The organism is Puia dinghuensis (genome assembly GCF_014642875.1).
Lineage (GTDB): Bacteria > Bacteroidota > Bacteroidia > Chitinophagales > Chitinophagaceae > Puia > Puia dinghuensis.
Genome location: NZ_BMJC01000002.1, coordinates 840,771 through 865,852, shown reverse-complemented (window position 1 = coordinate 865,852; position 25,082 = coordinate 840,771). Strand labels below are relative to the sequence as shown.

19 protein-coding genes are annotated in these 25,082 nt (G+C 53.7%); 15 read left to right on the top strand and 4 right to left on the bottom strand.

Translation table 11 applies throughout. The features are described 5' to 3' along the window. Positions 1–56: 56 nt before the first annotated feature. From IEY39_RS11765 to IEY39_RS11695, 14 genes are all read left to right on the top strand, one after another. Positions 57–1,364, top strand: a complete 1,308-nt coding sequence (locus IEY39_RS11765; protein WP_188931643.1) for an NRAMP family divalent metal transporter — start codon at positions 57–59, stop codon at positions 1,362–1,364. Between the two features lie 42 nt (positions 1,365–1,406). Then, positions 1,407–1,766 carry a hypothetical protein gene (locus IEY39_RS11760; protein WP_229688882.1) on the top strand — a complete coding sequence of 120 codons (360 nt, stop codon included), beginning with the start codon at positions 1,407–1,409 and terminating at the stop codon, positions 1,764–1,766. A 66-nt stretch (positions 1,767–1,832) separates the two neighbouring features. Beyond that, positions 1,833–2,300 (top strand): DinB family protein, encoded by a 468-nt coding sequence (locus IEY39_RS11755; RefSeq protein ID WP_188931641.1) that lies wholly within the window; start codon positions 1,833–1,835, stop codon positions 2,298–2,300. 15 nt (positions 2,301–2,315) lie between these two features. After that, the gene (locus tag IEY39_RS11750) at positions 2,316–3,386 is read left to right on the top strand and encodes an XdhC family protein (RefSeq protein WP_188931639.1); all 1,071 of its coding nucleotides are present in this window, start codon (positions 2,316–2,318) and stop codon (positions 3,384–3,386) included. A 265-nt stretch (positions 3,387–3,651) separates the two neighbouring features. Continuing rightward, on the top strand, positions 3,652–4,551 hold the full coding sequence (locus IEY39_RS11745; RefSeq protein ID WP_188931637.1) for an RpnC/YadD family protein: 900 nt from the start codon (positions 3,652–3,654) through the stop codon (positions 4,549–4,551). Between the two features lie 339 nt (positions 4,552–4,890). Beyond that, entirely contained in the window at positions 4,891–8,151 is a 3,261-nt protein-coding gene (locus IEY39_RS11740; protein ID WP_188931635.1) for a SusC/RagA family TonB-linked outer membrane protein, read from the top strand. Between the two features lie 20 nt (positions 8,152–8,171). Beyond that, positions 8,172–10,040 carry a RagB/SusD family nutrient uptake outer membrane protein gene (locus tag IEY39_RS11735; RefSeq protein ID WP_188931633.1) on the top strand — a complete coding sequence of 623 codons (1,869 nt, stop codon included), beginning with the start codon at positions 8,172–8,174 and terminating at the stop codon, positions 10,038–10,040. Next, on the top strand, positions 10,030–12,732 hold the full coding sequence (pelA, locus tag IEY39_RS29775; protein WP_229688881.1) for a pectate lyase: 2,703 nt from the start codon (positions 10,030–10,032) through the stop codon (positions 12,730–12,732). The genes IEY39_RS11735 and pelA overlap by 11 nt, the downstream gene beginning before the upstream one ends. A gap of 10 nt (positions 12,733–12,742) precedes the next feature. Further along, positions 12,743–14,383, top strand: coding sequence for a glycoside hydrolase family 28 protein (locus tag IEY39_RS11720; protein ID WP_229688880.1), 1,641 nt, complete (start codon positions 12,743–12,745; stop codon positions 14,381–14,383). Positions 14,384–14,480: 97 nt separating this feature from the next. Continuing rightward, the gene (locus IEY39_RS11715) at positions 14,481–15,557 is read left to right on the top strand and encodes a Gfo/Idh/MocA family oxidoreductase (protein WP_188931629.1); all 1,077 of its coding nucleotides are present in this window, start codon (positions 14,481–14,483) and stop codon (positions 15,555–15,557) included. A gap of 66 nt (positions 15,558–15,623) precedes the next feature. Beyond that, entirely contained in the window at positions 15,624–17,525 is a 1,902-nt protein-coding gene (locus tag IEY39_RS11710) for a glycoside hydrolase family 88/105 protein (protein WP_188931627.1), read from the top strand. A gap of 7 nt (positions 17,526–17,532) precedes the next feature. After that, positions 17,533–18,963, top strand: a complete 1,431-nt coding sequence (uxaC, locus tag IEY39_RS11705; protein ID WP_188931626.1) for a glucuronate isomerase — start codon at positions 17,533–17,535, stop codon at positions 18,961–18,963. Positions 18,964–18,966: 3 nt separating this feature from the next. Further along, positions 18,967–19,752, top strand: coding sequence for a glycoside hydrolase family 16 protein (locus IEY39_RS11700; RefSeq protein ID WP_188931623.1), 786 nt, complete (start codon positions 18,967–18,969; stop codon positions 19,750–19,752). A 353-nt stretch (positions 19,753–20,105) separates the two neighbouring features. After that, on the top strand, positions 20,106–20,507 hold the full coding sequence (locus IEY39_RS11695) for a hypothetical protein (RefSeq protein ID WP_188931621.1): 402 nt from the start codon (positions 20,106–20,108) through the stop codon (positions 20,505–20,507). 2 nt (positions 20,508–20,509) lie between these two features. Here IEY39_RS11695 and IEY39_RS11690 read toward each other — a convergent pair whose 3' ends face one another. The 3 genes from IEY39_RS11690 to IEY39_RS11680 form a co-directional block, all read right to left on the bottom strand. Next, positions 20,510–21,643, bottom strand: a complete 1,134-nt coding sequence (locus IEY39_RS11690) for a mechanosensitive ion channel family protein (protein ID WP_229688879.1) — start codon at positions 21,641–21,643, stop codon at positions 20,510–20,512. A 172-nt stretch (positions 21,644–21,815) separates the two neighbouring features. Then, positions 21,816–23,009, bottom strand: a complete 1,194-nt coding sequence (locus tag IEY39_RS11685) for an AI-2E family transporter (RefSeq protein WP_188931619.1) — start codon at positions 23,007–23,009, stop codon at positions 21,816–21,818. A 94-nt stretch (positions 23,010–23,103) separates the two neighbouring features. Next, positions 23,104–23,250: a lmo0937 family membrane protein gene (locus tag IEY39_RS11680; RefSeq protein ID WP_188931617.1), complete on the bottom strand. Its 147-nt coding sequence runs from the start codon at positions 23,248–23,250 to the stop codon at positions 23,104–23,106. Between the two features lie 122 nt (positions 23,251–23,372). Here IEY39_RS11680 and IEY39_RS11675 point away from each other — a divergent pair, with 122 nt between their 5' ends. Beyond that, entirely contained in the window at positions 23,373–24,302 is a 930-nt protein-coding gene (locus tag IEY39_RS11675) for a YihY/virulence factor BrkB family protein (RefSeq protein ID WP_188931615.1), read from the top strand. On the opposite strand, the gene ku is transcribed toward IEY39_RS11675, so the two are convergent. Then, positions 24,299–25,069: a non-homologous end joining protein Ku gene (gene ku / locus IEY39_RS11670; RefSeq protein WP_188931613.1), complete on the bottom strand. Its 771-nt coding sequence runs from the start codon at positions 25,067–25,069 to the stop codon at positions 24,299–24,301. The genes IEY39_RS11675 and ku overlap by 4 nt on opposite strands. Positions 25,070–25,082: the final 13 nt, after the last annotated feature.

Genomic DNA, 25,082 nt, shown 5'->3' with positions numbered 1-25,082 from the left:
GCACCTGGCCTGATCGGTCCAGCAGGTTTGTGGACGGATTCTATATATTTGTACAAATGGCATCCACCGCAAACCCTGCGGGAAAGACCAGTTCCACCAAAACGAGGAGGTCTCCCCGGCTAAAACGTCTGCTCAAAACGCTCGGCCCGGGCCTCGTCACCGGCGCCAGCGACGACGATCCTTCCGGCATCGTCACCTATTCCCAGGCCGGCTCCCAGTTTGGATTGACAACGCTATGGACGGCGCTGCTCACCTTCCCCCTGATGGCTGCTATTCAGGGGATGGCCGCCCGTATAGGACTGGTCACCAACCACGGCCTCACCGGCTGCTTGCGGATGCACTATCCGAAATGGGTGTTATTCTTCGTACTCATCTTTTGCTTTCCGGCCGTGATCCTCAACATCGGGGCCGACATCCAGGGCATGGGCGCCGTGGCCCATCTGCTGGTACCCGCCATCCCTGCCTTCAGTTTTAGCATCCTCTTCACCGCCCTGCTACTTTACATGATCATCAAATACCCCTATCAAAAGATGGCGGGTCTCCTCAAATGGCTCTGTCTCGGGCTGCTGCTCTACCTCATCGTCCCCTTTCTTGTCCACCAGGAGTGGTCGGGCGTCGTTCGCCGTACCTTCGTCCCGGAGATCCACTTCGACAAAGGCTTCCTGAGCATCCTCGTCGCTATCCTCGGAACGACCATCTCCCCCCATCTATTCTTCTGGCAGGCGACGATGGAAGTAGAAGACCAGCAGCACAACGGTGCGAAAAAACAGCTATTCGTCGATAAAAGGGTACTTAAAGACATGCGCAGCGATGTCAACATCGGGATGTTCTTTTCCAACCTGGTGATGTTCTTCGTCATCCTCACGGCGGGCAGCGTGCTGTTCCCTGCCGGGATAAGGAACATCGACACCGTCGAGCAGGCTGCACTCGCGTTAAAACCCCTTGCCGGCAATCTCAGTTATGTACTGTTTGCCATAGGGGTCATCGGAACGGGCCTCATCGCCATTCCCGTACTCGCCGGCAGCCTGTCCTATATGCTGGCGGAGACCCTCCAGTTCTCCATGGGGCTGGATAAGAAGTTCAACGAAGCCAAACGCTTCTATGCTGTCATCATCGTCAGCCTCATTGCCGGGCTTTGCATGCAATCCTTCGGACTTTCAGCGGTGCGTGCACTTCTCTATACTGCCATCCTTTATGGCATCACTGCCCCGGTTCTCATCGCCATCATCCTGCACATCGGCAATAATAAAAAGATCATGGGCAGCAATACCAACAGCTGGCTTTCCAACCTGCTCGGCTTCCTCACCCTGATACTGATGACGGCCGCCGCCGTTGCCCTCATCTGGCTCGAGCTCGCCACTTAGATGCGGGTACGTAATTTGAAGTAAGCCCAAAAAATTACTCCCATGATGGAAAAAGTAACCACGCCCGACACCATGACCACTTCTTCCCAGGTACTGGGAAAGCTGCGCGTTAATCACATGGATAACGAATTTCGCTGGACACCCAAGGGTTTTACGACCACCAATGATAAGATTTACCGGCCGGAAGATCTGGTGATCATCCGAACCCTGCGTTTCGAAGGCCTCAGCGACTCGTCAGATATGGAGATATTATACATTATAAAAGCCAACGACGGGCTCATCGGCTATAGCCTGGATGCCTATGGCGCCTATTCCAGCCACGACAACGAATATGGCTATAATAACTTCATCCGCCAGATTGCCGAGGTCGAGCATGACGAACAGCTCCTGTTCACGCTGTAAAGAGCCGGGGAAAAATATGCGCGATGTCCTGTTTTTTCTACGGTATATTGCATTGAAGAAAAGCTTATGACACCTATCATAAAAGAATTGGAAGCCGCCCTCGAAAAGGGTAATGCCCATGTCACTTTTGAAGCGGCGGTAAAGAACATTCCCCACGAGCTGCTTGGTATCATCCCCGATGGCCTGCCCTATAGTCTTTGGCAACTGATCGAGCACGTCCGCATCACCCAGTGGGATATCCTGGAATTCTGCCGAAACCCCAATCATCAGAGTCCCGCCTGGCCTGGTGGTTACTGGCCAAAAGAGAAGACCCCCGTGCATCCCGGCGATGTTAAAAAGTCGGTCGGGCAGATCCTGGCCGACCGAAAAGCATTCATCGGGTTGCTGCAAAAGGTCGGGGATGACCTCCATACCCCCTTTAAGCACGGAGATGGCCAGACCCTCTTCCGGGAGGCCCTGCTCATCATCGATCATACTGCCTATCACACCGGTGAGATCGTCGTACTCCGGCGCATACTGGGAAATTGGAAATAGAGGTATCTTAGCGCTATGAAAGAGATTCGTAGCATCGTCGTGGCCTGGCAAACCCTCGATCTCACCCGGACAAAGGCAGCGCTCGCCACCGTCGTCAGGGTAGAGGGCTCTTCCTACCGGCGGGCCGGCGCCCGGATGCTGGTGCTCGACGACGGCACCTACCTGGGCGGCATCAGCGGCGGCTGTCTCGAAGGCGATGCACTGCGCCGCGCGCAGAAAGGCATTGCCCTCCAACGCCCCTCCGTCATTACATATGATACCACCCAGGACGACGATTACCAGGTGGGCGTAGGCCTGGGCTGCCAGGGCATCATCGATGTACTCTTTACTCCTTTGCAACCCGATGATGCTACAAACCCCCTCAGCATCCTCGCCAGTCTCACCGATATCCGTCAACCCGCTGCCCTAATCACCGTCACCGGAAGTCCCGACCCGCTGCTTTTGGGAAGGACCTTTCTCTTTAATGAACAAACCGCCTTTCACGAACAATCCGCTTTGCCAAAGGATCTCCCGCAGGCGGACATTCAAGCCGCCCTCACCGACCGCACGTCCCGCAGTATAACTTCAGGCGATACCCGGTTTTTTATCGAGATCATCCTTCCTGCCATCCACATCGTGGCCTATGGCGGCAACTACGATATCCGCACGCTCCTGCAACAAACAAAAGAACTGGGCTGGGATTCCACCGTCATTCTCAACACCACCCGTGCGGACAAAGCGCTTGTCAAAGCCGCTACAACCATCATCGACAGCAAAAGCGACCAATCTCCGCTGATCGATGGCTACACCGCCGTCCTGCTCATGTCCCACGACTACAACAACGATAAACGCAACCTGCAACGCGTATTGTCTTCCGCCGCCAGCTACATCGGTATCCTCGGTCCCCGCAAACGTGCCGAAAAACTCTTCACAGAACTATCCATCAGCGAAGAAGATCAGCGCCGTATCTATGCTCCTGCCGGTCTCGACATCGGCGCTGCCAATCCCGAAGAGATAGCCCTATCCATTCTCGCCGAAGTGCGCAGCCACTTTTCCCGCCGCGAGGGCATGTCTCTCCGCCGCCGCGAAGGCTCCATCTACGGCTGATCCTTCCTTTCTGCCGACCATCGCCGCAACCGCAGTTGCCCCCGCATTCCTTGCGCGGCCGCCGCATTCACAACCCGCGGCCGGCCACAATTGTCATTTACCCGGTACCGTTATACAAACAATTTCTTTTCAGGCTGTTTTCTTCTTTGTATCTTTACTCTCCCCTTCTCGCAGTTCCATTTCAAGCTAAACAAGAATTTTAAGGACTTGCCAGCCCGTAGGTTGGCCGGTGCAGGGTCATCGTGTGTTAGTAAATTTTATCCTTATGAAACAACGAAAAAGCGATATACTGTGGAAAGTAGTTATCGAGGACGTTTTTCCTGACCTTTTGCGTTTCATTTTTCCGGATGCCGACGAGGTATACGATATGGAGCGTGGTTTTGAATTTCTCGACAAGGAACTCGCGGAATTGTACCCTCAGCCGGAGGAAGAAAAGGATTCGCGCTTTGCTGATAAGTTGGTGAAGGTGTATCACCGGGACGGAGTGGAAGAATGGGTGTTGCTGCATATCGAGATCCAAGGGGATACTCATCACCGGGAGGCATTTGCGGAGCGCATGTACACCTATTTCTATCGCATACGGGACCATCACAAAAGGCCGGTGTCGGCAGTCGCGATCTTTACGGGCCATGACGGGCGGGAAATGCCTAACCGGTACACCTATGAATATCGGGGGACGCGGTTAATGTATGAATACCCTGCGTTTTCGATTCTGGATTATTCGGACGAACATCTGGAGAAAAGCGACAACCCCTTCGCCCAGGTGATCGTCGCCGCGAGGATCAGGTTGTTGGAGGAGAAAATACCCGAGGAAGATTTATTGAATATCAAGTTGATAGCTGCTAGAAAGTTAATGGGAAAGGACTTTGACAAGGAAAAGATCAGAGCGATCTTTAACTTTTTGAGGAACTATGTCCTCTTTGAGAAGCCGGAAATGAATCGTATCTTTGATAAACAGATTAAGCAAACAGATAAAGCTAGTGTTATGAACACAGTTGAATATTTAAAAATGGAAGGTAGAGCAGAGGGCAAGGAGGAAACCACAAGGTTTATTGTAGAGAACCTGTTAAGGAATTCCGACTATCCCGTAGAGAAGATCGCATCTGCTTGTGGTGTCTCCATTGAATTCGTTCATGAAGTAAAAAGGAGAATGAAGACCTGGTAACAGTACAATCCCATCTTTGTAATGATATGAGCCGCCGGTATACCGGCGGTTTTTTTTTGCCGCGCTGTCAGAACAGGCCGTTAGGCCCGACATAATCCGAACGAGTGCGGCGCAGGTATATTCCTCACAACCGTAGCCGCACTCCCTGCCCGACAAGGTCGGGCGGCCGTTAGGCCCGACATAAGCGGAACGAGTGCGGCGCAGGTATATTCCTCACAACCGTAGCCGCACTCGTTCCCGGGAACGATTGCGTAAATAAACCCTTGATTCACCGATCGTATCCAAAAACTTCTCCCTACCATTACACCCGATTGCATTGTTAACCAACTCAACTGCCATATGAAGAGAATTGCCATTCTAACTTCCCTGGCGCTGATGATCACCCTCGGTTTGCACGCACAAACCCTAAGAGGCCGGGTCGTCGATGATAGCACAGGCACAGGTCTTCCGGACGCTTCCGTTATTCTATCGGGTACCAGCAAAGGCACTACCTCGGGGGGCGACGGAATTTTCGCCCTCGTCCTCCCCGCCGACGGCAAAAAACACACACTCACCATCTCCCATGCAGGCTACACAACCCTCACCATCCCCATTTCTGACACCACTCCGGGCGTAGTCGTCCGCCTCAGAAGGTCGGCCGCGGCCCTCGAAGATGTGGTCGTCATCGGCTACCAGACGGTTCGCCGGCGGGACGTGCTGGCCTCCGTGTCCTCCATCGGAGCCAAGGACCTGAAGGACATTCCCATCAACTCCGCCTCGGAAGCCCTGGCGGGCCGTTTGGCCGGTGTCCAGGTCACCGGCTCGGAGGGATCACCCAACGCACAGGTAATCATCCGCGTTAGAGGTGGCGGCTCCATCACCCAGAACAACTCTCCGCTATACGTCGTGGACGGGATACAGGTGGATAATGCCCTCAACTTCATCTCCCCCCAGGACATCGCCTCCATCGACGTACTCAAAGACGCCGCCTCCACCGCCATCTATGGCGCCCGCGGCGCCAACGGCGTGGTGATCATCACTACCAAGGGCGGCCGCAACACCGGCGGCAGAACCAGCATCGCCTACAACGGCTTCGTCGGGTTCAACAAGCTGGCAAAAGAACTACCCGTCCTCTCACCCTATGACTTTATGTACTACCAGTATGAAAGAGCCCAGCTCACCGGCGACAGCTCTGGCATCACTCCCTACGGCTACAGCTGGGATACCGTCCAGAAATACAAGACGGTTCAGCCCTTCGACTGGCAAAAGCAACTATTCGGCCGCAGCGCTTTCCAGATGACCAATAACGTCAGCATCACCGGCGGCACCGACCAGACCCAATACAACCTCAGCCTTACCGACAACCGCTCGGACGGGGTCATGTTACTCTCCGACTTCGATCGAAAACTCATCAACTTCCGTCTCGATCACCAGGCCAGCAAGATCCTCAGAGTAGGCTTCAACACCCGCTATAATAACACGGTCGTCGATGGCGCCGGAACTTCCAACACCGGCTCTTCCAGCCTCAACTTCCTCCGGGAGGTAGTCCGCTATCAACCCTTCCTCCTGCCGGGACAAACGTCCAACACCTTCGATGCCAATTACTACACGGAGACCAATGCCAATGGCCTCAACCTCGTCAACCCCGTACTGCTCAATCAGCAGCAATATCGCAGAAGCAACACGAATGTGCTCGACTTCACCGGCTACGCCAATCTCACGCTCACGAAATTCCTCAGCTTCAGAAGCACGTTTGGCTACGATGACAACAGTATGCGCCAGGACGCTTTTGACGACACGCTCACCAACAATTCCAAGAGCAACGGCGCAGGCATGCCTATCGCCGGTATCAATACCACCGATATCCAAACCCTGGACAACTCCAATGTCTTCACCTTTACAAACTCGGCCATGCGCGGCGACTGGAAGGACAAACATGCCATCACCCTCATCGCCGGGGAAGAAACCTATCAGACACATGAAAAGGACGGCTATGTCGAGACCCGTTTCTTCCCGCTGGGAACGACGTCGTCGGCAGCATTGGGCAATATGAATCTCGGTACGCCACCCAATACTTCCCTTGCAGAGCCAAAACCGACTACCACCGACGTCACCATCCGGCTGTTGTCCTTCTTTACCCGCCTTTCCTATGGCTATGACAACCGCTATCTCGCTTACCTCTCTTTCCGTGCAGACGGCTCTTCGCTCTTCGCTTCCGGTCACCAATGGGGCTATTTCCCCGCAGCCACCGTTGCCTGGCGCGTTTCCCAGGAGAAGTTCATGCAAAATATAGGTTGGTTCAACGACCTTAAGATCAGGGCCTCCTATGGCACGGCCGGCAACAATCGCATCTCGCCCTATCTCTATACCAGTACCTTCTCTACTGTTCAGGACGGGCTTGGCAACAACCTCATCACGGCCTTCCAGGCGCCGAATCTTCCGAATGGGAACCTAAAGTGGGAAACAACCATCTCCCGCAACCTGGGCCTGGATGCCACCCTATTCAACAACCGTATCGGGGTTGTGGTCGACGTCTACAGCAACAAGACCAGCAACCTGCTGATCAATAACGCCATCCCTTCCAACACCGGCTACACCACCCAACAGCAGAATGTCGGCTCCACCACCAACAGAGGCGCGGAAGCACAGCTCTCCGCCACCATCCTCACACACCATACCTTTCAGTGGACCGCTGCCTTCAACATCTCCTTCAACCAGAACAGGGTCACGAGCCTCGGAGGCCAGCAATCTTTCCTGTTCAATTCCGGCTGGGCCGGTGGCAACAACCCTGCCGACTACATTGTAAAGGTGGGCCAGCCCGTCGGCTCGATGTGGGGGCTGAAGACCGCCGGATTCTATAAAACCAGCGACTTCAATTACAACTCCGGTACCAGTGTCTATACCCTGAAATCCGGCGTACCCAATGACGCCAGTATTACGGCTTCCACCCCGATGCCCGGATCACTCAAATACCAGGGACTCAATGGTGATACCATCGTCACCGCCAATGACCGTACCGTCATCGGTCATGCCCTGCCCAAATTCTTCGGTGGCCTCACCCAGACCTTCATATACAAAGGATTCGACGCCAGCATCTTTATCAACTTCTCCTACGGTAACCAGGTGTATAACTATAATAAACTGGAGTTCTCCAGCGGCTACACCCCGGGCGCCAACCTGATGGGCTTCATGCAGCACCGCTGGCACACCGTGGACGGCAACGGAAATGTCATAGAGGGACTCAACGCCTCCGGCCAGGTTACCGGCATCGCGCCCGCTGCCCTGGATGCGGTCAATGCAGGCGCTAAATACTGGATACCGCTTGTCGGAAGCAGCAGCACCACCTTTATGCCCCAATCCTGGGCCGTGGAAGACGCCTCTTTCATCCGCATCAATAACATCACCCTTGGTTATACGCTGCCGGCAGCTGTTGTCAGGAAGCTGAAGATCGCCCGCCTGCGCATCTATGCCACCGTAAACAACGTAGCCGTCATCACCGGCTACAGCGGCTACGATCCGGAAGTAAGCGACCGTATCAGCACTCCCATCACCCCTGGTGTGGACTATTCCGCTTATCCGCGCAGCCGCAGCTATGTGGCCGGCATTAATGTCAACTTTTAACTGTCGATAATATATTCTTTATGCAACATAAAAAACATCTTATTCGGATAACGGGTCTCCTGCTCGCAGCGGTCTTCCTGCTCGTAGGCTCCTGTAAGAAATACCTCCAGCCCGCAGCCGTCTCTTCTTTCAGCCCCGACTATGTCTTCTCCAATGTGCAGAACGCGCAGAAAGCCGTGCTGGGCGCCTACCAGGATCTCGAAGGCGACAATGGTTATGGCATCCGCATCAGTATGTACTTTCCCTACGACAACGACGAGATGATGGGGCTGCACCAGATAGGGGATAACGATCGGGGCGATATCGCACACTACAATGCCAATGCCGGCAACGCACAGCTCTTCACGCCCTGGAACCAACTCTACCAGGGTATCGAACGCGCCAACATCTGTATCTGGTATATCCCGAAGATGGCCCTCTATGCCAACGGCTCACCGGCCCAGATCGGCGAACTTCACCGGCTCTACGGCGAAGCCCTTACCTTACGCGCCCAGTATTATATGGAATTGATCCGCAACTGGGGCGACGTACCTGCCCAATGGGTGCCTTCCGCCCAGGCAACCAACCTGTTTCTGGCCAAGACCGACCGGGATACCATCTACAACCACCTGCTCAACGATCTCCTCCAGGCGGAAAGCCTTGTCCCCTGGCGCACCGATGTGACTTCCCTTGGCGACGTTCTCAACGACGAACGGATCACTCTTGGCGCCGTAAAGGGCCTCCGTGCCCGAATCGCCCTCTACCGCGGCGGCTACTCCTTACGCCGCGCCAGCAGCATGTACGGTCAGACCATGACCCGCCCCGCGGACTATAAAACGTATTACCAGATAGCCCATGATGAATGCCAGCAGATAATGGCCCGCCCCGATGAGCACACGCTCAATCCCAGCTTCAACACCGTATTCAAGGGATCCATCGATGCCCATACCACCGACCCCGTCGGTGAGATCATGTTTCGCGTGGCCATGACCGGTGGCCAGGGTACCAACGACAGCAAGCTGGGCTACTACGATGGCACCAAGATCAACGGCGTCTCCCTCACCGGCAACGCCGCTATCGCGGTACTGCCTACCTACTTCTATCTCTTCGATTCCGTCGACACGCGCCGCGACATCACCTGTGCCGCGTATGAAGTCTATAAAGATCTCAATACCCTGACACCTCATCCGCCCACCACCATCGTCCAAGCCAAATTCAGAAGGGACTGGATCAGCAATCCCTCGCAACTGACCTCCACGGCCCAATATTACGGGCTCGACTGGCCTCTCCTGCGCTTCTCCGATGTCCTGCTGATGTTTGCCGAGACCGACAATGAATTGAATGGCGCCCCTTCCGCAGCCGCCATCGCCGCTTTCGAACAGGTGCGCAAACGGGCCTATGCCGGCCACACGTCTGCCATCGGGACTACTCCCACCAACTATACCGGCTTCTTCAACGCCATCGTAAAAGAGCGGTCCCTGGAATTCGGCGGTGAAGGCATCCGCAAATTCGACCTCATCCGTTGGAATCTTCTCGCCCAACGACTGGCCGACGCCAAGAGCAATCTTACCGCAATGGCGGCAAGGAAGGGCGGGTTCACCGGCGCTTATAACACCAATCCGCTTAGCTTCGCCAACCTGCCCGACTCGGTATTCTATGACTCGACGCATTCGGTTATTTCCACCGGCGTACTCTTTAAGACCTCGTTGTACAACCCCCGGCCAGGCTCCAATGACTCCAGCTACAAAAAGATACTCTGGGTCTCCAAGTCCATCAGCGGGATACTCGCCGCTACCGGTTCGTCGAATGGCTATGCCTTCTACTTCACGGCCAATCACAGCGAATTGCTGCCTATCCCCCAGCAGGCCCTGGACGCGAACTATAATTTAAAGCAGGATTATGGGTATTAAACGCATCGCATCGACATTCGTATTCCTCTTGCTGGCAGCCTTCGCTCCGCCGGAAAGCAAGACTACCGTCTGGCTCATCGGCGACTCTACCATGGCTGACAAAGAAATAAAGGCATACCCCGAAACGGGTTGGGGTATGCCTTTCGAACACTTCTTCGACTCCACCGTCGCTGTCGACAACCGCGCAAAGAATGGCCGCAGCACAAAGTCCTTCATCGCTGAAGGCCGCTGGGACGCCGTGTTCAACAGCCTGCATCCCGGCGATTACGTCTTCATTCAATTCGGTCACAACGATGAGGTTCCTGCAAAAGCAACCTACACTCCCGAAGATCAGTTCGCCGCCAACCTCGTTCGCTTTATAAAGGAGGCTCGCGATAAAAACGCCATCCCTGTCCTGATCACGCCCGTCGCCCGGCGGAAATTCGACTCCACCGGCAACATCCTGGAGACCCACGCCGTCTATGCCGCCATCGTCCGGAAAGTAGCCGCCGAACAGCATACCCCGCTGATCGATCTGGACAAGGAAAGCCAAACACTCCTGCAACAGTTCGGCCCCGAAAACTCGAAATGGCTCTTCAACTATCTGCAGCCCGGCGAACATCCCAACTATCCGCAGGGAAGACAGGACGACACCCATTTCAGTGAATTCGGCGCCCGCAAAATGGCAGAGATCGTCCTGGCCGATATCCGCTCGCTGAACCTCGATCTTGCCAGTCACATCATTCGGCCGCCGGCGCCGCAGGCGCCGGCGGCCGCCTCCCGCATCGATCCCGCACCATTCGGGGACAATGCCGGCCACTGGTATGCCATCTTTAATAAGGCCAACATCATCAACCCTCTCCCGGGCCGGCCGAGATACGACCCCACCGATGTAAAAGACATCGCTGATAATATCCTCTTGTTGCAGAAGACGAATGGTGGTTGGCCCAAGAACTACGATCTCTTTGCCATCCTGTCCGCCAGCCAAAAGGACAGCCTGCTCGCCGCGAAGAATCAAACCAATACCACTTTCGACAACGGCACCACCTACAATCACATTGCCGCCCTGTCACTCGCATGGCAAACCCTCCATGACCCCCGCTACAGCGCCGCCGCCATCAAAGGCCTGGATTTCATTCTTGCCGCCCAATACAAAAATGGTGGCTGGCCGCAATACTATCCCCTCGAATCCAACTACAGCCGCTGCATCACCTTTAATGACGGCGCCTATGAAGGGATCATGCGACTGCTGAAAGCCATCAACGACCACCAGCCCCAATATGATTTTGTCGACGACCGGCTGCGGCAAAAACTTGCCCTTGCGTACGACAAAGGGTTGGACTGCATCCTGAAGACACAGATAAACGACGCCGGCTGGCCCACCGCGTGGTGTCAGCAATACGATGAAAGCAGTCTGCAGCCCGCCTGGGCGCGTAAATTCGAACCGCCATCCATTTGCAACAAGGAAAGCGCCGATCTCGTCCTTTTCCTGATGAGTATCGATGATCCAAGCCCCGCCATAAAAGCAGCCATCGACAACGCGGTGGCCTGGTTTCGGGAATCCGCGATCCTGTACACCCGTGTAAAGACGATCCCCGCCCCGCAGATGGTGACACCCTTCCGGGTCTCCGTCTCCGACCGCATCGTGGTCACCGACTCCACCGCTCCCCCCATCTGGACGCGCTACTATGAACTAAAAACCCATCGGCCCATCTTTTGCAACCGCGACAGCAAGATCGTCTATTCGCTTGCCGAGGTTACCCGCGAACGCCGCGATGGCTATGGCTGGTATACCTACTCACCTCAACAGGTCCTGGACGAATATCCCCGGTGGCGACGGCAAATAATTCGCCGCATCATCGTCCCCACGGATTACCCCACCGTCCAGGCCGCCTTCGACGCGGCAAGACCCAACACCCTCATCTACGTCAAGGCCGGAATATACCGTGAAAAGCTGCAGCTCACAAAAGACAGCATTACCCTCATCGGCGAAACCGGCACGATACTCACTTATGACGATCACCCGGGAATGGTCAACACCCAGGGTGACAGTGTTAACACGCGAAATTCTTACAGCTTCCGTGTCACGGGTAACGACTTCAGGGCAGAGGGCGTCACCTTCCGCAATGATGCTGGCTTCAATGCCGGCCAGGCGGTAGGTGTGGAAGTCATTGGCGATCGTGCCGTCTTCATTGGCTGCCGTATCATCGGCAACCAGGACATCCTTTTTCTCAACAGTGTCAAAAGCCGGCAGTATTATAAGGACTGCTACATCGAAGGGACAACCGATTTCATCTTTGGGGCCGCCACGGCCTGGTTCCAACACTGTCATATCCATAGCAAGAAGAACTCTCACGTCACGGCGGCCTCTACGCCACAGGATCATGCATATGGTTTTGTCTTCGACAGCTGTACCCTCACAGGCGACACCTCGCTCGACCGGGTCTCCCTTGGCCGGCCCTGGCGCCCCTATGCCTGTGTCATCTATCTTCACTGCTGGCTGGGTAAACATATTATGCCCGCGGGTTGGGCCAACTGGAACAATACCGAAAACTATAAGACGACGCGTTATGCGGAATATGATGACGAAGGACCCGGCGCCAACCCCGCCGCCCGCGTTTCCTGGTCGCGGCAACTAACAAAAAAAGAAGCCGATGACATCACCCCGCAAAAAATATTCGGCGACTGGGATCCTTTACTTTTACAACAATAAACGTATGCATATGCGCTTCTTATGGACAACATTGATCGTACTTGCCGTCCACACACTCTCCGCTCAAAATTACGACTGGAACCATCTTCCAGTCATTCAGCGCCCCATCTTCAAAAATGATACGGTCGACATAAAAAATTACGGCGCCGTCGCGGGCGGCATCACCCTCAATACAAAGGCCATCGATGCAGCGATCCGCGATTGTAATAGCCACGGTGGGAGAGTAGTGCTCATCCCAGCCGGTCTCTGGCTCACCGGACCCATTGTCCTTCGTTCAAATGTGAATCTCCATATTGACCGTGCCGCCATCCTCCAGTTCACAGACGATAAAGACCAGTATCCCATCGTCGCAGGCAACTGGGAAGGTCATCCAGCGGCCCGCTGCCAGTCCCCCATCTCCGGCACTGACCTGGAAAATATCGCCATCACCGGTGGCGGTATCATCGACGGCAATGGCGACAGCTGGCGCTGGATTGCCAAAGACCGCCTCACCGAGTCGGAATGGAAGCATAAGGTAGCCTCCGGCGGTGTTGTCACCGAAGACGGCAAGACCTGGTTCCCCTCCGCAAAATCACTAAAAGGCTTCAGAACAAAAGACGCCGGCTGGCTAAAGCCCGGTATGACCCCCGCCGATTTCGAGGATATCCGCGACTTCCTCCGGCCCAACCTCCTCGTACTCGCCAATTGCAAAAAGGTATTGCTTGATGGTACCACTTTCCAGAATTCACCTGCCTGGTGCCTCCATACCCTGCTCTGCGAAGACCTTACCGTGAACGACGTTCATGTCCGTAATCCCTGGAATGCCGCCAATGGCGATGGTATCGATGTGGAGTCCTGCAGAAGGGTCCTTATTGCGAATAGTACTTTCGACGCCGGCGACGACGGTATATGTGTCAAATCCGGTCGGGACGAAGAGGGACGTAAACGTGGCCGGCCGACGGAAGAAATGATTGTTCGAAATAATATCGTATACCGGGCTCACGGGGGCTTCGTCATCGGCAGCGAGATGTCCGGCGGCGCCCGCAACATCTTTGTCAGCGACTGCTCCTTCATCGGCACCGACATCGGTCTGCGCTTCAAGACGGTGCGCGGCCGCGGTGGTATTGTTGAAAAAATATATGTAAAAAATATTAGCATGCGAAATATCGTCCACCAGGCGGTGTTTCTGGATATGTACTATTTTGCAAAACCCCCGTCCATAGCGGATATCTATTCCGGCGCCGTCAAGGAGGATATCCCACCCGTCAGCGAAGCCACACCTATTTTTAGAAATATTCATATATCTAATATCATTTGTGATGGGGCCGAAGAAGGTATATTTGTGCGTGGACTGCCTGAAACGAATATCCGGGATATCCAGCTCTCGGATATGGTGCTGAAGACTGACAAGGGAGCGGAGATCATCGAGGCGCAAAACATTGGCCTGAAGAATATCCGGTTGATCACCGCCGACACAAGCAGGCCGGTGGTTTATGTTGAGAACAGCAGCGATCTGCATTTTGATGACATCCAATATAATGCGGGCGCAGACTTGCTTTTTAGCATCAACGGGAATAAATGCGCCAACATCCATGTAGCGTCGACCGATCGTTCAAAAGCCGTCCACGACGCGGCCTTTAATTATGGGGCCACGAATGATGCCTTAAAATGAGCCGGAGGCTCATTGGCCGAAGGCCCATCATTAGCCGTGCACCGGGGGATGGGTATCTTTGGTTAAACCCATCGCCCCGGGCACAAAAATGAATGCTATGATACCTATCAAGACGGCTATTTGCTCCTTCGGAATGTCGGGCCGCGTGTTTCACGCTCCCTTCCTGCATGTAAACCCCGGCTTCGAATTCTATTCGGTTTGGGAAAGGGAGAAGAACCTTGCCCAGGCGCTCTACCCCAATGTGAAAGTCGTCCGCACCCTCGAAGACCTGCTCGCCGACCCGGCCGTCGAACTGGTGATCGTCAACACCCCCAACTACACCCATTACGACTATGCCAAAAAGGCCCTCCTGGCCGGAAAGCATGTCATCGTCGAAAAACCCTTTACTGTCACCGAAGCGGAAGGATTGGAGCTTATCGCTCTCGCAAAACAAACCGGCAACAAGATATCCTCCTATCAGAGCCGTCGTTTCGACAGCGACTTCCGGACGGTGAAACGCATCGTCGACGAGGGCGTCCTTGGAAAACTCGTGGAGGCCGAGTTCCATTACGATCGTTATACCCCCACACTCAGCCCAAAGGTTCATAAGGAGACCCCTGGGGCTGGCCGCGGACTGCTATACGACCTCGGGTCGCACATGATCGACCAGGCCCTGCAATTGTTCGGGGACCCTGATGCCGTATTTGCGGACATCTTTATCATTCGCGACAACTCCAAGGTGGACGACTACATGGAAGTGCTGCTCTTTTACCCGGGTTTCCGGTGCCGGATAAAGTCGAGCTACCTCGTTCGTGAACCAATTCCTGCCTATAGCCTGTTTGGCCATAAGGGAACCTTCCTGAAGAACCGGACGGACGTCCAGGAACGGCGCCTCCTGGCCGGTGAGCTGCCGGTAGGGGATGACTGGGGGGAGGAGCCGGAATCCGAAGAGGGGCTGCTCCATACGGAAATAGGTGGAAAGATAATAAGGGAAAGCGTACCCACGGAAAGGGGAAATTATATGGACTATTTCGACGGCATCTACAAGGCCATCCGCAACAACGCCCCGCTGCCCGTTACAGCAGAAGAAGCGACCCGGATCATCCGCGTCATCGAAAAGGCCTATGAAAGCGTCAGGACAAAACAAATAGTTAGCTACCGGACGGAGTCCGGTCCGGACATTAGCGTACGGTAACGTTTGCGTAAATAAACTTCGCGGATTTGTTTCCTGTCACCGACATTGAATGTACAATTGCTTAATATGAAGCAACTAACGATATTCATCTTCACCCTGGGCATCACCGCCGGTACGACCGCTCAGTCACCGGCAACTGCGCAGCCGGCCGCCATACAAATGGCCTCCACGGCAATGCAGCTCTGGCCCGACACCGGTGACTCCTCAGCCATCCGCTGGACATATGACGAAGGTGTCGTCTGGAAAGGTCTCGAAGGCCTCTGGTACAACACCGGTGATGCCCGCTATTATAAATACATCCAGCACCAGGTAGATCGCCTGGTAGACAAAGAAGGGAATATCCGCACGTACAAACCCGAAGACTATAACCTCGACAATATCCTTTGCGGTCGCATGCTGCTGATGCTCTTTGAAGTCACCGGCCAGGAGAAATATTACAAAGCCGCGGGCATCCTGCGTCAGCAGCTAAGGGAACAACCCCGCACGGCGCAGGGCAGTTTCTGGCATAAGAAGAAATACACCGAACAGGTGTGGCTCGACGGTCTCTACATGGCCCAGCCCTTCTTTGCCGAATATGGCGCCCTCTTTCATGAGGACAGCGTCTTCGACGACATTACCAATCAATTCGTCGCCATCGGGAAGAACACCCGTGACCCCAAAACCGGCTTGCTCTATCATGGCTGGGACGAATCCCGCGCAGAGAAATGGGCCGACAAACAAACCGGTCGCTCCGCTAATTTCTGGGCCCGTGCCATGGGCTGGTATGGTATGGCCCTCGTCGACGCCCTGGATTATTTTCCCGCAAATCATCCGGGCCGGAAGACCCTGCAGGAGATACTGGCCCGCTATGCCGCCGCCATTGTGAAAGTACAGGACCCCGCCAGTGGCTGCTGGTGGGATGTGCTCGATAAACCCAACGAAAAAGGCAACTACTTCGAAGCCTCCGCAAGCAGTATGTTCGTCTATACCCTCGCAAAAGGCGTCCGCAAAGGCTATCTCCCGGCTTCTTATCGGGCAACCGCCGAAAAAGGCTGGGGGGGCATCCTCAAAAAATTCTTCACTGCCGGTGACAACGGCCAGGCCACCCTCAACGGCACCGTCAGCGTAAGCGGGCTCGGCGGCACCCCCAACCGTGACGGCAGCTATGCCTACTATATCAGCGAAAAAGTCGTCCCTAACGATGCCAAAGGGGTAGGGGCCTTCCTCCTGGCGGCGGACGAAATGGAGATGAAACCCGCCATTGGCAAGACCGTCCTGCTCGATGAATACTACAACAACGAACATAAAAAGGATATCACCGGCGCCACCATTCGCTTTCATTACATCTGGGACGAAATGGATAACAACGGCTATGGCATCTGGGGCCACGTCTTCCGGATGAACGGCGCCCACACCGATACCCTCACCGTGGCGCCCACCGCGGCCAATCTCGCAAAAGCCTCCGTCTATATCATCGTCGACCCCGACAATGAAAGGGAATCCCCGGCGCCCAACTACCCAACCGACCAGGATATCACCGCTGTCGAAAATTGGGTAAAGGCCGGCGGCTTTCTGGTGTTGATGGCTAACGATTCCGCAAACTGTGAATTCACGCATTTCAACCGGTTGGCGGCTCACTTTGGCATCCAGTTCAACTTCGACGATTATCACAAGGTCACCGGCAATCAGTTCGAAATGGGCGCCTTCACCATGACGGGGCAGGATTCGATTTTCCGAAATACTAAGAAAATTTACATAAAAGAACTCAGCACCCTCTCGCTTAGCGGCCCCGCAAAACCGGTGTTCACCGATGCCGGCCACAACATCATGGCCGTCGCAAGGGTAGGGAAGGGCACCGTCTTCGCCGTCGGCGACCCCTGGTTCTATAACGAATACACCGACGGAAGGAAACTTCCCGCGGATTTTGAGAATTATAATGCTGCGCGTGATTTGAGCAACTGGCTGCTGCAGCAGGCAAAAATAAAATGAGAAAATCATGAAAAATTTCTTAGACGAGAATTTCCTCCTCAACTCCGAGGCCGCCCGTAGACTCTACCATGAATACGCCAGGGAAATGCCGGTGATCGACTACCACTGTCACCTGCCCCCGCAACAGATAGCCGCAGACCATCAGTTTCAAAACCTCACCCAGGCATGGCTCTATGGCGACCACTATAAATGGCGGGCGATGCGCACCAATGGCGTAGATGAAAGCTATTGCACCGGTGACAAGCCCGACTGGGACAAATTCCAGAAGTGGGCGGAGACCGTTCCTTATACGCTTCGCAACCCGCTTTATCACTGGACCCACCTCGAGCTCCAGCGTTATTTCGACGTTCAGGACATCGTTTCCGGCCGCACCGCAAAAAAGATCTATGACACCTGCACGGCCAGGCTGCAGACAAAGGAATATTCCGTCCGCAACCTGCTGCGTAAGATGAATGTCCGCACCGTCTGCACCACCGATGACCCCGTTGACACGCTGGAATACCATGCGCAATTGAAACAGGAAGGCTTCGAGATACCTATTCTTCCTGCGTTTCGCCCCGATAACGCGATGAATGTAGACGACCCCACAAAATTCAACGCTTATATCAAAAGGCTGGAGGCGGTGAGCAACGTCGCCATCTCCAACTTCAACGACTATCTCTTCGCCCTCGAAAACCGCCACGACTTCTTTTCCTCCATGGGCTGCACCGTCAGCGACCATGGGCTCGAAGAGATCTTTGTGGAAGAGTTCACCGGATGGGAAGTCGAGGCCATCTTCAATAAGGTGAGGGCAGGCAAAGAGCTGAACGATACCGAACGCCGGAAATTCAAATCCGCCATGCTCGTCCACTTCGCCGAATGGGACTGGGAAAAAGGCTGGGTACAACAATTCCACCTCGGGGCGCTGCGCAACAACAATAGCCGGATGATGCAGAAACTCGGACCCGACACCGGCTGGGATTCCATCGGGGACTTCTCCCAGGGCCGCGCCCTTGCCCGATTCCTCGACCGGCTTGATAAGGAAGACAAATTAGCCCGTACCATTCTCTATAATCTGAACCCCGCCGACAACGAATTGCTCGCCACCATGATCGGCAACTTCAACGACGGCTCCATCGCGGGTAAGATACAATTCGGCTCTGCCTGGTGGTTCCTCGATCAAAAAGACGGGATGATCCGCCAGATAAACGCCCTGTCCAATATGGGGCTGCTCAGCCGCTTTGTGGGCATGCTCACCGACTCCCGCAGCTTCTTGTCCTTTCCCCGGCACGAATATTTTCGCCGCATTCTCTGCAACCTCTTTGGCGAAGAGATGACCAACGGCGAATTACCCAATGACCTGGAATGGATCGGCAAGGTCGTCCGCGATATCTGCTACTACAACGCCCGGCAGTATTTCAATTTCCAACCCACCGGTTCGCTGGCGTATTCTGAATAATCCATGAAAGCGATTGCTATTACATCCCTGCTCATCGGCCTGTGCGTCATCACAAACGCGCAGGCCCAATACAAACTCGTCTGGTCGGACGAATTCAACTACCAGGGCCTTCCTGATTCCACCAAGTGGAGCTATGACGTCGGCGGCAACGGCTGGGGCAACCGCGAACTCGAATACTATACCAATGCCGACACGGCCAATGCTGTCGTCCGCAATGGCTATCTCTATCTCACTGCGCGTAAGGAACAAAAAGACGCCAATGCCTATACTTCAGCCCGGCTCGTGACAAAGAAGAAGGGTGACTGGCTCTATGGCCGCATCGAAGTGCGCGCAATGCTCCCCGCAGGCAGAGGGCTGTGGCCCGCCATCTGGATGCTGCCCACCGACTGGAAATACGGCGGCTGGCCGGCCAGCGGCGAGATCGATATCATGGAAAATGTAGGGTTCATGCCCGATAGTATCTTTGGGAGCATCCACACAAAGAGCTTCAATCATGTCATCCATACCCAAAAAACAAAAGGCCTCTTTATAAAAGACCTTTATATGGCTTTCCATGTATATGCCATCGAATGGGATGCCCAACAGGTACGGTTCTACGTAGATGGAAACAACTATACCACTTTCCAGAATACGGGCAAAGGCTTTGCAGAATGGCCTTTCGATCAACGCTTTCATCTGCTGCTGAACATCGCGGTCGGCGGTGGCTGGGGTGGACAAAAAGGCGTGGATGATGCGGTCTTCCCGCGGTCGATGATCATCGATTATGTGCGCGTCTATCAACTCCGCTAAACCTGCTAAAAAGAAAACCCGGTATGAACATACCGGGTAGTGAGTCGACTCGAATTTAGACCTTATCCTACTGCTAAAATAAGTAAGTTCTATATATAACCCTTATTATTTATGGAGAAATGATTGATTTTTATAGGAAAACCTTACTCTTTTTAAAATTAATAACTAACGAATATAGTTTTTTCATATTTATAATTGATAAAACGTATTAGCAAATATTCTGTCAATCGCCCCCCAGCCCTTTGTTGCCCCTCCACCTCCCTGGCCCGCCGCCTTTGCAACCCCGTTGCGGTCTTTTTCATGCCTGTGCCGGCCCGAAATTTGAGTAAATTACAAGTCTAAAAACATGCGGTATGGCAAAAAAGGACAAGAATTCGATCTCCCTCCCCGAGGTGCAGGATATCCCCGGGCAGGAACATATAAGGCCCCCAAAGCTGGGTGAACTGGCCGATACGACATCTTCCTCTGCCGATGAAGAGGGTGAAGTAGAATCTGATGACGAAGAAGTTGATGATAACCGTGAGTCCGGCACCGAGGACGATGTATTGGATGAAGCGGAGCTCGATGACGCCGATGATGACGGCGATCCGCTGAATGAAGGGAGCTTTGGCGACGACGTATCCGGGGACGATCTCGATATCCCGGGCGCCGATGAGGACGACGCCGATGAAGAGATCGGCGAAGAGGATGAAGAGAACAACGAGTATAGCCTCAGCGATAACAACGACGACGATCCTGAAGATTTCGAGGAATAAGATTATGCCTTCGGCGTTTCCTGTTGTATGATCCCGTTATCCATGAGTTTTATTGCGGGCGGCGCCGAAGGCCTTTTCAACACGACCCTGTCTACCGGGAAGGCATCAGGGTAGTTCTTCTGAAGATATTTTATCAACCCTTCCCGGATATTACATCGCAGATCGAATGCATTGCCGCTGCTGCTCGCGCTCATCAGGGCCCGCACCTCCATAGTCTTCTCACTCGTATTCGTCACCTGCAACACCTTTACCCGTTTGTCCCAAAGCGGATCTTCCTCCAGCAACCGACCCAGCTCCTCCCGAAGCGCATCAAGCGAAACCGTATAGTCGAGGTAAAGGAACACCGTACCCAGGATATCCGCAGTGGTACGTGTCCAGTTCTGGAATGGCTTTTCGACAAAATAGTTGATCGGCAGTATCAGTCTCCGCTCATCCCAGATCTTCACCACCACATAGGTGAGCGTAATCTCTTCCACCCGTCCCCATTCCCCTTCCAATACAAGGACATCGTCTATGCGTATCGGTTGGGTAAAAGCGATCTGGAAACCGGCCAGAAAATTCCCAAGCGACTTCTGTGCGGCAAAGCCGATGATGATGCCTCCGACCCCTACGCCGGTGAGCAGACCGGTGCCCAGCTTCCGCAGGTTGTTAAAGCTCAGCAGGATGAAACAGGCGGTCAATATCAGGATGAGGGTTATCGCCAGCCGCCGGATAAACTGCAGCTGTGTCCTGATCTTTCGCTCCTTCAGGTTGTCCGCCTTTTTGATGTCGAAGGTATGATAGGCATAATCTTCAAAAACTTTTACCACCGCGATCAGCACATTGGCAAAAGAGATGGTCAGCAGTATCTCGACGGCCTTATTGACAAAAGGGGCGACGGTATCCTTCATCTTCATCAGGGGCAGCAGGAAATTGAAGGCCAGCAGCGGTAGGAAGTAGCTGAAAGGCTTACCAAGCCGGGCAAGCATGCTCCGGGTGACGGAAAAAGCCGGGCGGCCGTCCTTTGGCTTTTTCTTCAGCAAAAGCGCCAGCATGAATTTGAGAATAAGCCCGATGACGATTGCCACCGCGGCCAGGATACCGTCCCAAACCAGGTCGGGGAAATGGTCGAATTGACCTAAAAAATCACCGGGCATAGGCTGAATGCTTGATCATGTCCCATAAATTACAAGGTTTGAGCCAATTTTTGGCGAAAAAAATCAGCACACCGGTCCCCCACAAGGCGAATCCGGCCCTGGCACGTCTTTTTCTGCCCGATACTAAGAATGAATGTATTACAACCAAATTTTTGTGCGATAGAGGTTTAGGTTAATGGACGTCGCCCCGGCTCACCGGGGCGGCTTTTTTTAACCCTATCTCCCTCACCTCCTCATCTTCCTCCTTCGACCGTGCCGGCGGCGATTGCCGGCTTTTCAGCTTCGCGTGTAAAATAGAATGCCGGGTGAAATGATATTTCTGTGGCTTGCCAAGCAGAAAACCTACCGACTTGAAGCCCGGCAACGTGTCGAAAATGATCTTACAGATCGCCGTCACCGGTAAAGCCAGGATCAACCCCGACAACCCCCACAACTTCCCGAAAAGCAACAGGGAGAATATCGCCACCATAGGATTGATACTCACCTTCGACCCCACCACATACGGCGTGATCACATTCCCTTCAAGGACATGGACGAAAAAGAACACCCCGAGCACCCCGCCGGCATACCAATAGGAATCCTTTGTCACCAACGCCACGAGAATAGGCAACATGGCCCCGATAAGGATGCCAATGTAGGGAATGATAACCAGCACACCGCCCAGGAAGCCAAAGAACAAGGGCGACTCGATCCCCAGCGCCCAGAGCCCCACGGTATTCAGCGTACCGACGATAAAGATCACCTTCAACAGGCCAAGAAGATAATTTCGGATGACGGCATATATCTTTTGCATCGTTTCATCGATGAGGGACTGATCCGAAGAGACAAATGCCTTATAAAAAAATTCCAGGAAAAAGACCCTGAAGTACAAGAGGAAGAAGCTGAACAACAACACCAATACGAATTCGTAAACCATATTGGTGGTAAAGGTCATCGTGGAGGAAATGTAGGCCATGCTGTTGTCCAGTGCCTTGGTCAGCAGTTGATGGACATGATCGGCCTGGGTCGCCTTCCCGATATGAAACCGTTGGGCAACTATAGTTTCCACCCTGTCCACCAGCGTCGAAAGCCGGTCGGCAAATTGCGGCGTCTGCCCGGCAAGATGCATTACCTGCATGATCACCACCCCAAGGAAAAGCGCCGTAAGGATCCCTGCCAGCAACACCGAAACAAAAGCTGCTACGCTCTTGCGGCTGCCCCATTTTTCCAATTGATGACATATGGGGAAGAGCATGCTCGAAAAGATGATCGCAAAGAGAAGGGGTACAATGACGTCTGCCGCCCAGGATAAAATGACAAAACAAATTACCACGATCATCAGTATGGCTGCAATCCGCAGGGGGGAGGCAAATTTCAGTTGTGTCATGGTGAATTAATGTCGATTGGATTGTAAAAAATAGCCGGTCTTGCGACCGGCCTTTCGGGCCTTGTAAAGGGCCCTTTACCCCGAAACAAACCGGTTACGCTCTCCGGATGATCCCCAGGATGAGCGCTATGACTGCTAATACTATTAATACATGGATCAGCCCGCCAACGCTATATACAAATACACCTAAAAGCCAGCCTATGACCAATATAATCGCTATCAGATAAAGTAAGCCGCTCATGATTCACTATTTAGAAGTAAGGAATGGTTTTATCTACTGTTACTATTGAAAATTGCTTGCCAAATTTCTTACCCGTAAAAAATACCGCCAAACCTGCCTGACTGGGGAATAAACTCTACAAAATGAAGCCATTTAGACTTTCGGCGGTCTGGAAAGCCATGAAGAAAGCGGCCATCGACTTCAATAATGACAATGGGTTCAAGCTGGCCGCCTCCCTTTCCTATTCCATGATCTTTTCCATCGGCCCCCTGCTGATCATCGTCATCTCCCTGGCCGGTATTTTCTGGGGCCGGCAGGCTGTCGAAGGTCGCATCTATCAGCAGATAAAAGACCTGGTTGGCGACAGTACCGCAGCACAGATACAAAGTCTCATCAGCAACATCCAGCGCAGCCACCACACCGTCACCGGCACCATCATCGGCACAGTGATCCTTACCCTCGGCGCCACCAGCGTCTTTGCCGAAATTCAGGGATCCATAAATTACATGTGGTCTATCCTCGCAAAACCCAAAAAAGGATGGCTAAAACTGATCATCAATAGGCTCATCTCCTTTTCCCTCATCGTAACCTTTGGTTTCATCTCGATGGTCTCGCTTGTGATCAACTCCCTGATGGACATGCTGGGGGGCTATCTCCGGCGATATTTCTCCTACTTCACCGTTTATTTCTTCTATGCGATAAACTTCCTTCTGGCCCTCGGCGCCATTATCATCCTTTTTACGGTGATCTTCCGTATCCTGCCCGACGCCATCATCCGCTGGAAGGACGCCTTCATCGGCGCCGTCTTCACCGCCCTGCTTTTCATGCTGGGGAAATTTCTCATCGGCGTGTATCTTGGGAACTCGAAGATCGGCATCCTCTATGGCGCCGCCGCCGCCATCGTTATTATCCTCACCTGGGTCTATTATTCCAGCATCATTTTGTACTATGGCGCCGAATTCACAAAGGCCTATGCAAATCTCAACGGTTATGGTATCCGCCCATCCCAATCTGCCGTCTTCATCATCAAACGCGAGTCAAGGGAAATAGATGGCGAACTGGGGTCCGACTAACTCGCCCTCCTCTTGCCGCCAAGCGAAGCCTTCAACTGGGACAGAAGGTCGGTGCTCTTTGCCTTGTGCACCACCCGCAATGCCGGTTTCGACACCTTGCCATGCGCCTTAGCCTTGATCAGCTTCATCAGCTGATCGGAATAGGTGTCCCGGTACTTCGAAATATCAAAAGGTCCCGACAGCTGCTTTATCAGTTCGATCGCCATCTTCATTTCCGCCGGCTTGGGTGCGGCGCCCGGAACCTTGATCTCATCCGTCGGTCTGATCTCCTGCGCCCAGCGGATGCGGTTGAGCACCAGGACATCTTCCATCGGCTTTATCAGGCAAAGCCCCTCCTTATTGCGCATCACAAAACTTCCAAAACCAACCATACCCGTCTTGTCCAACGCATCCCGCAGCAGGATATACGCCCTGACCCCTGACTTCTCAGGCTCCAGGTAATACGGCGTTTCATAATACATGCCGTCGATCTCACTCTCCCTGACAAACTCCTGGATGGTGATCGTCTTTGTCTGCTCCGGGCTTGCCTTCTCAAAATCCTCATCTGTCAGCACAATATACCGGTCGTCCAACTTATACCCCTTCACGATATTCTCCCAGGCCACCTCCTTTCCGGTGTTCTCATTCACCCGCTTAAATCGGATATTGGAGCCGTCTTTTTTGTCAAGCATGTCCAGGTCGAGCTCACTGCCGTGTACGGCGCTATATAATTTTACGGGGATGTTCACCAGGCCGAAGCCGATCGCCCCCGTCCAGATCGATCTCATATCTGTAGATTTT

Excerpts from the sequence above, each read along its gene's own strand:
- IEY39_RS11765 (WP_188931643.1), top strand. The coding sequence starts at position 57 with ATGGCATCCACCGCAAACCCTGCGGGAAAGACCAGTTCCACCAAAACG.
- IEY39_RS11760 (WP_229688882.1), top strand. The coding sequence starts at position 1,407 with ATGATGGAAAAAGTAACCACGCCCGACACCATGACCACTTCTTCCCAG.
- IEY39_RS11755 (WP_188931641.1), top strand. The coding sequence starts at position 1,833 with ATGACACCTATCATAAAAGAATTGGAAGCCGCCCTCGAAAAGGGTAAT.
- IEY39_RS11750 (WP_188931639.1), top strand. The coding sequence starts at position 2,316 with ATGAAAGAGATTCGTAGCATCGTCGTGGCCTGGCAAACCCTCGATCTC.
- IEY39_RS11745 (WP_188931637.1), top strand. The coding sequence starts at position 3,652 with ATGAAACAACGAAAAAGCGATATACTGTGGAAAGTAGTTATCGAGGAC.
- IEY39_RS11740 (WP_188931635.1), top strand. The coding sequence starts at position 4,891 with ATGAAGAGAATTGCCATTCTAACTTCCCTGGCGCTGATGATCACCCTC.
- IEY39_RS11735 (WP_188931633.1), top strand. The coding sequence starts at position 8,172 with ATGCAACATAAAAAACATCTTATTCGGATAACGGGTCTCCTGCTCGCA.
- pelA (WP_229688881.1), top strand. The coding sequence starts at position 10,030 with ATGGGTATTAAACGCATCGCATCGACATTCGTATTCCTCTTGCTGGCA.
- IEY39_RS11720 (WP_229688880.1), top strand. The coding sequence starts at position 12,743 with ATGCGCTTCTTATGGACAACATTGATCGTACTTGCCGTCCACACACTC.
- IEY39_RS11715 (WP_188931629.1), top strand. The coding sequence starts at position 14,481 with ATGATACCTATCAAGACGGCTATTTGCTCCTTCGGAATGTCGGGCCGC.
- IEY39_RS11710 (WP_188931627.1), top strand. The coding sequence starts at position 15,624 with ATGAAGCAACTAACGATATTCATCTTCACCCTGGGCATCACCGCCGGT.
- uxaC (WP_188931626.1), top strand. The coding sequence starts at position 17,533 with ATGAAAAATTTCTTAGACGAGAATTTCCTCCTCAACTCCGAGGCCGCC.
- IEY39_RS11700 (WP_188931623.1), top strand. The coding sequence starts at position 18,967 with ATGAAAGCGATTGCTATTACATCCCTGCTCATCGGCCTGTGCGTCATC.
- IEY39_RS11695 (WP_188931621.1), top strand. The coding sequence starts at position 20,106 with ATGGCAAAAAAGGACAAGAATTCGATCTCCCTCCCCGAGGTGCAGGAT.
- IEY39_RS11690 (WP_229688879.1), bottom strand. The coding sequence starts at position 21,643 with ATGCCCGGTGATTTTTTAGGTCAATTCGACCATTTCCCCGACCTGGTT.
- IEY39_RS11685 (WP_188931619.1), bottom strand. The coding sequence starts at position 23,009 with ATGACACAACTGAAATTTGCCTCCCCCCTGCGGATTGCAGCCATACTG.
- IEY39_RS11680 (WP_188931617.1), bottom strand. The coding sequence starts at position 23,250 with ATGAGCGGCTTACTTTATCTGATAGCGATTATATTGGTCATAGGCTGG.
- IEY39_RS11675 (WP_188931615.1), top strand. The coding sequence starts at position 23,373 with ATGAAGCCATTTAGACTTTCGGCGGTCTGGAAAGCCATGAAGAAAGCG.
- ku (WP_188931613.1), bottom strand. The coding sequence starts at position 25,069 with ATGAGATCGATCTGGACGGGGGCGATCGGCTTCGGCCTGGTGAACATC.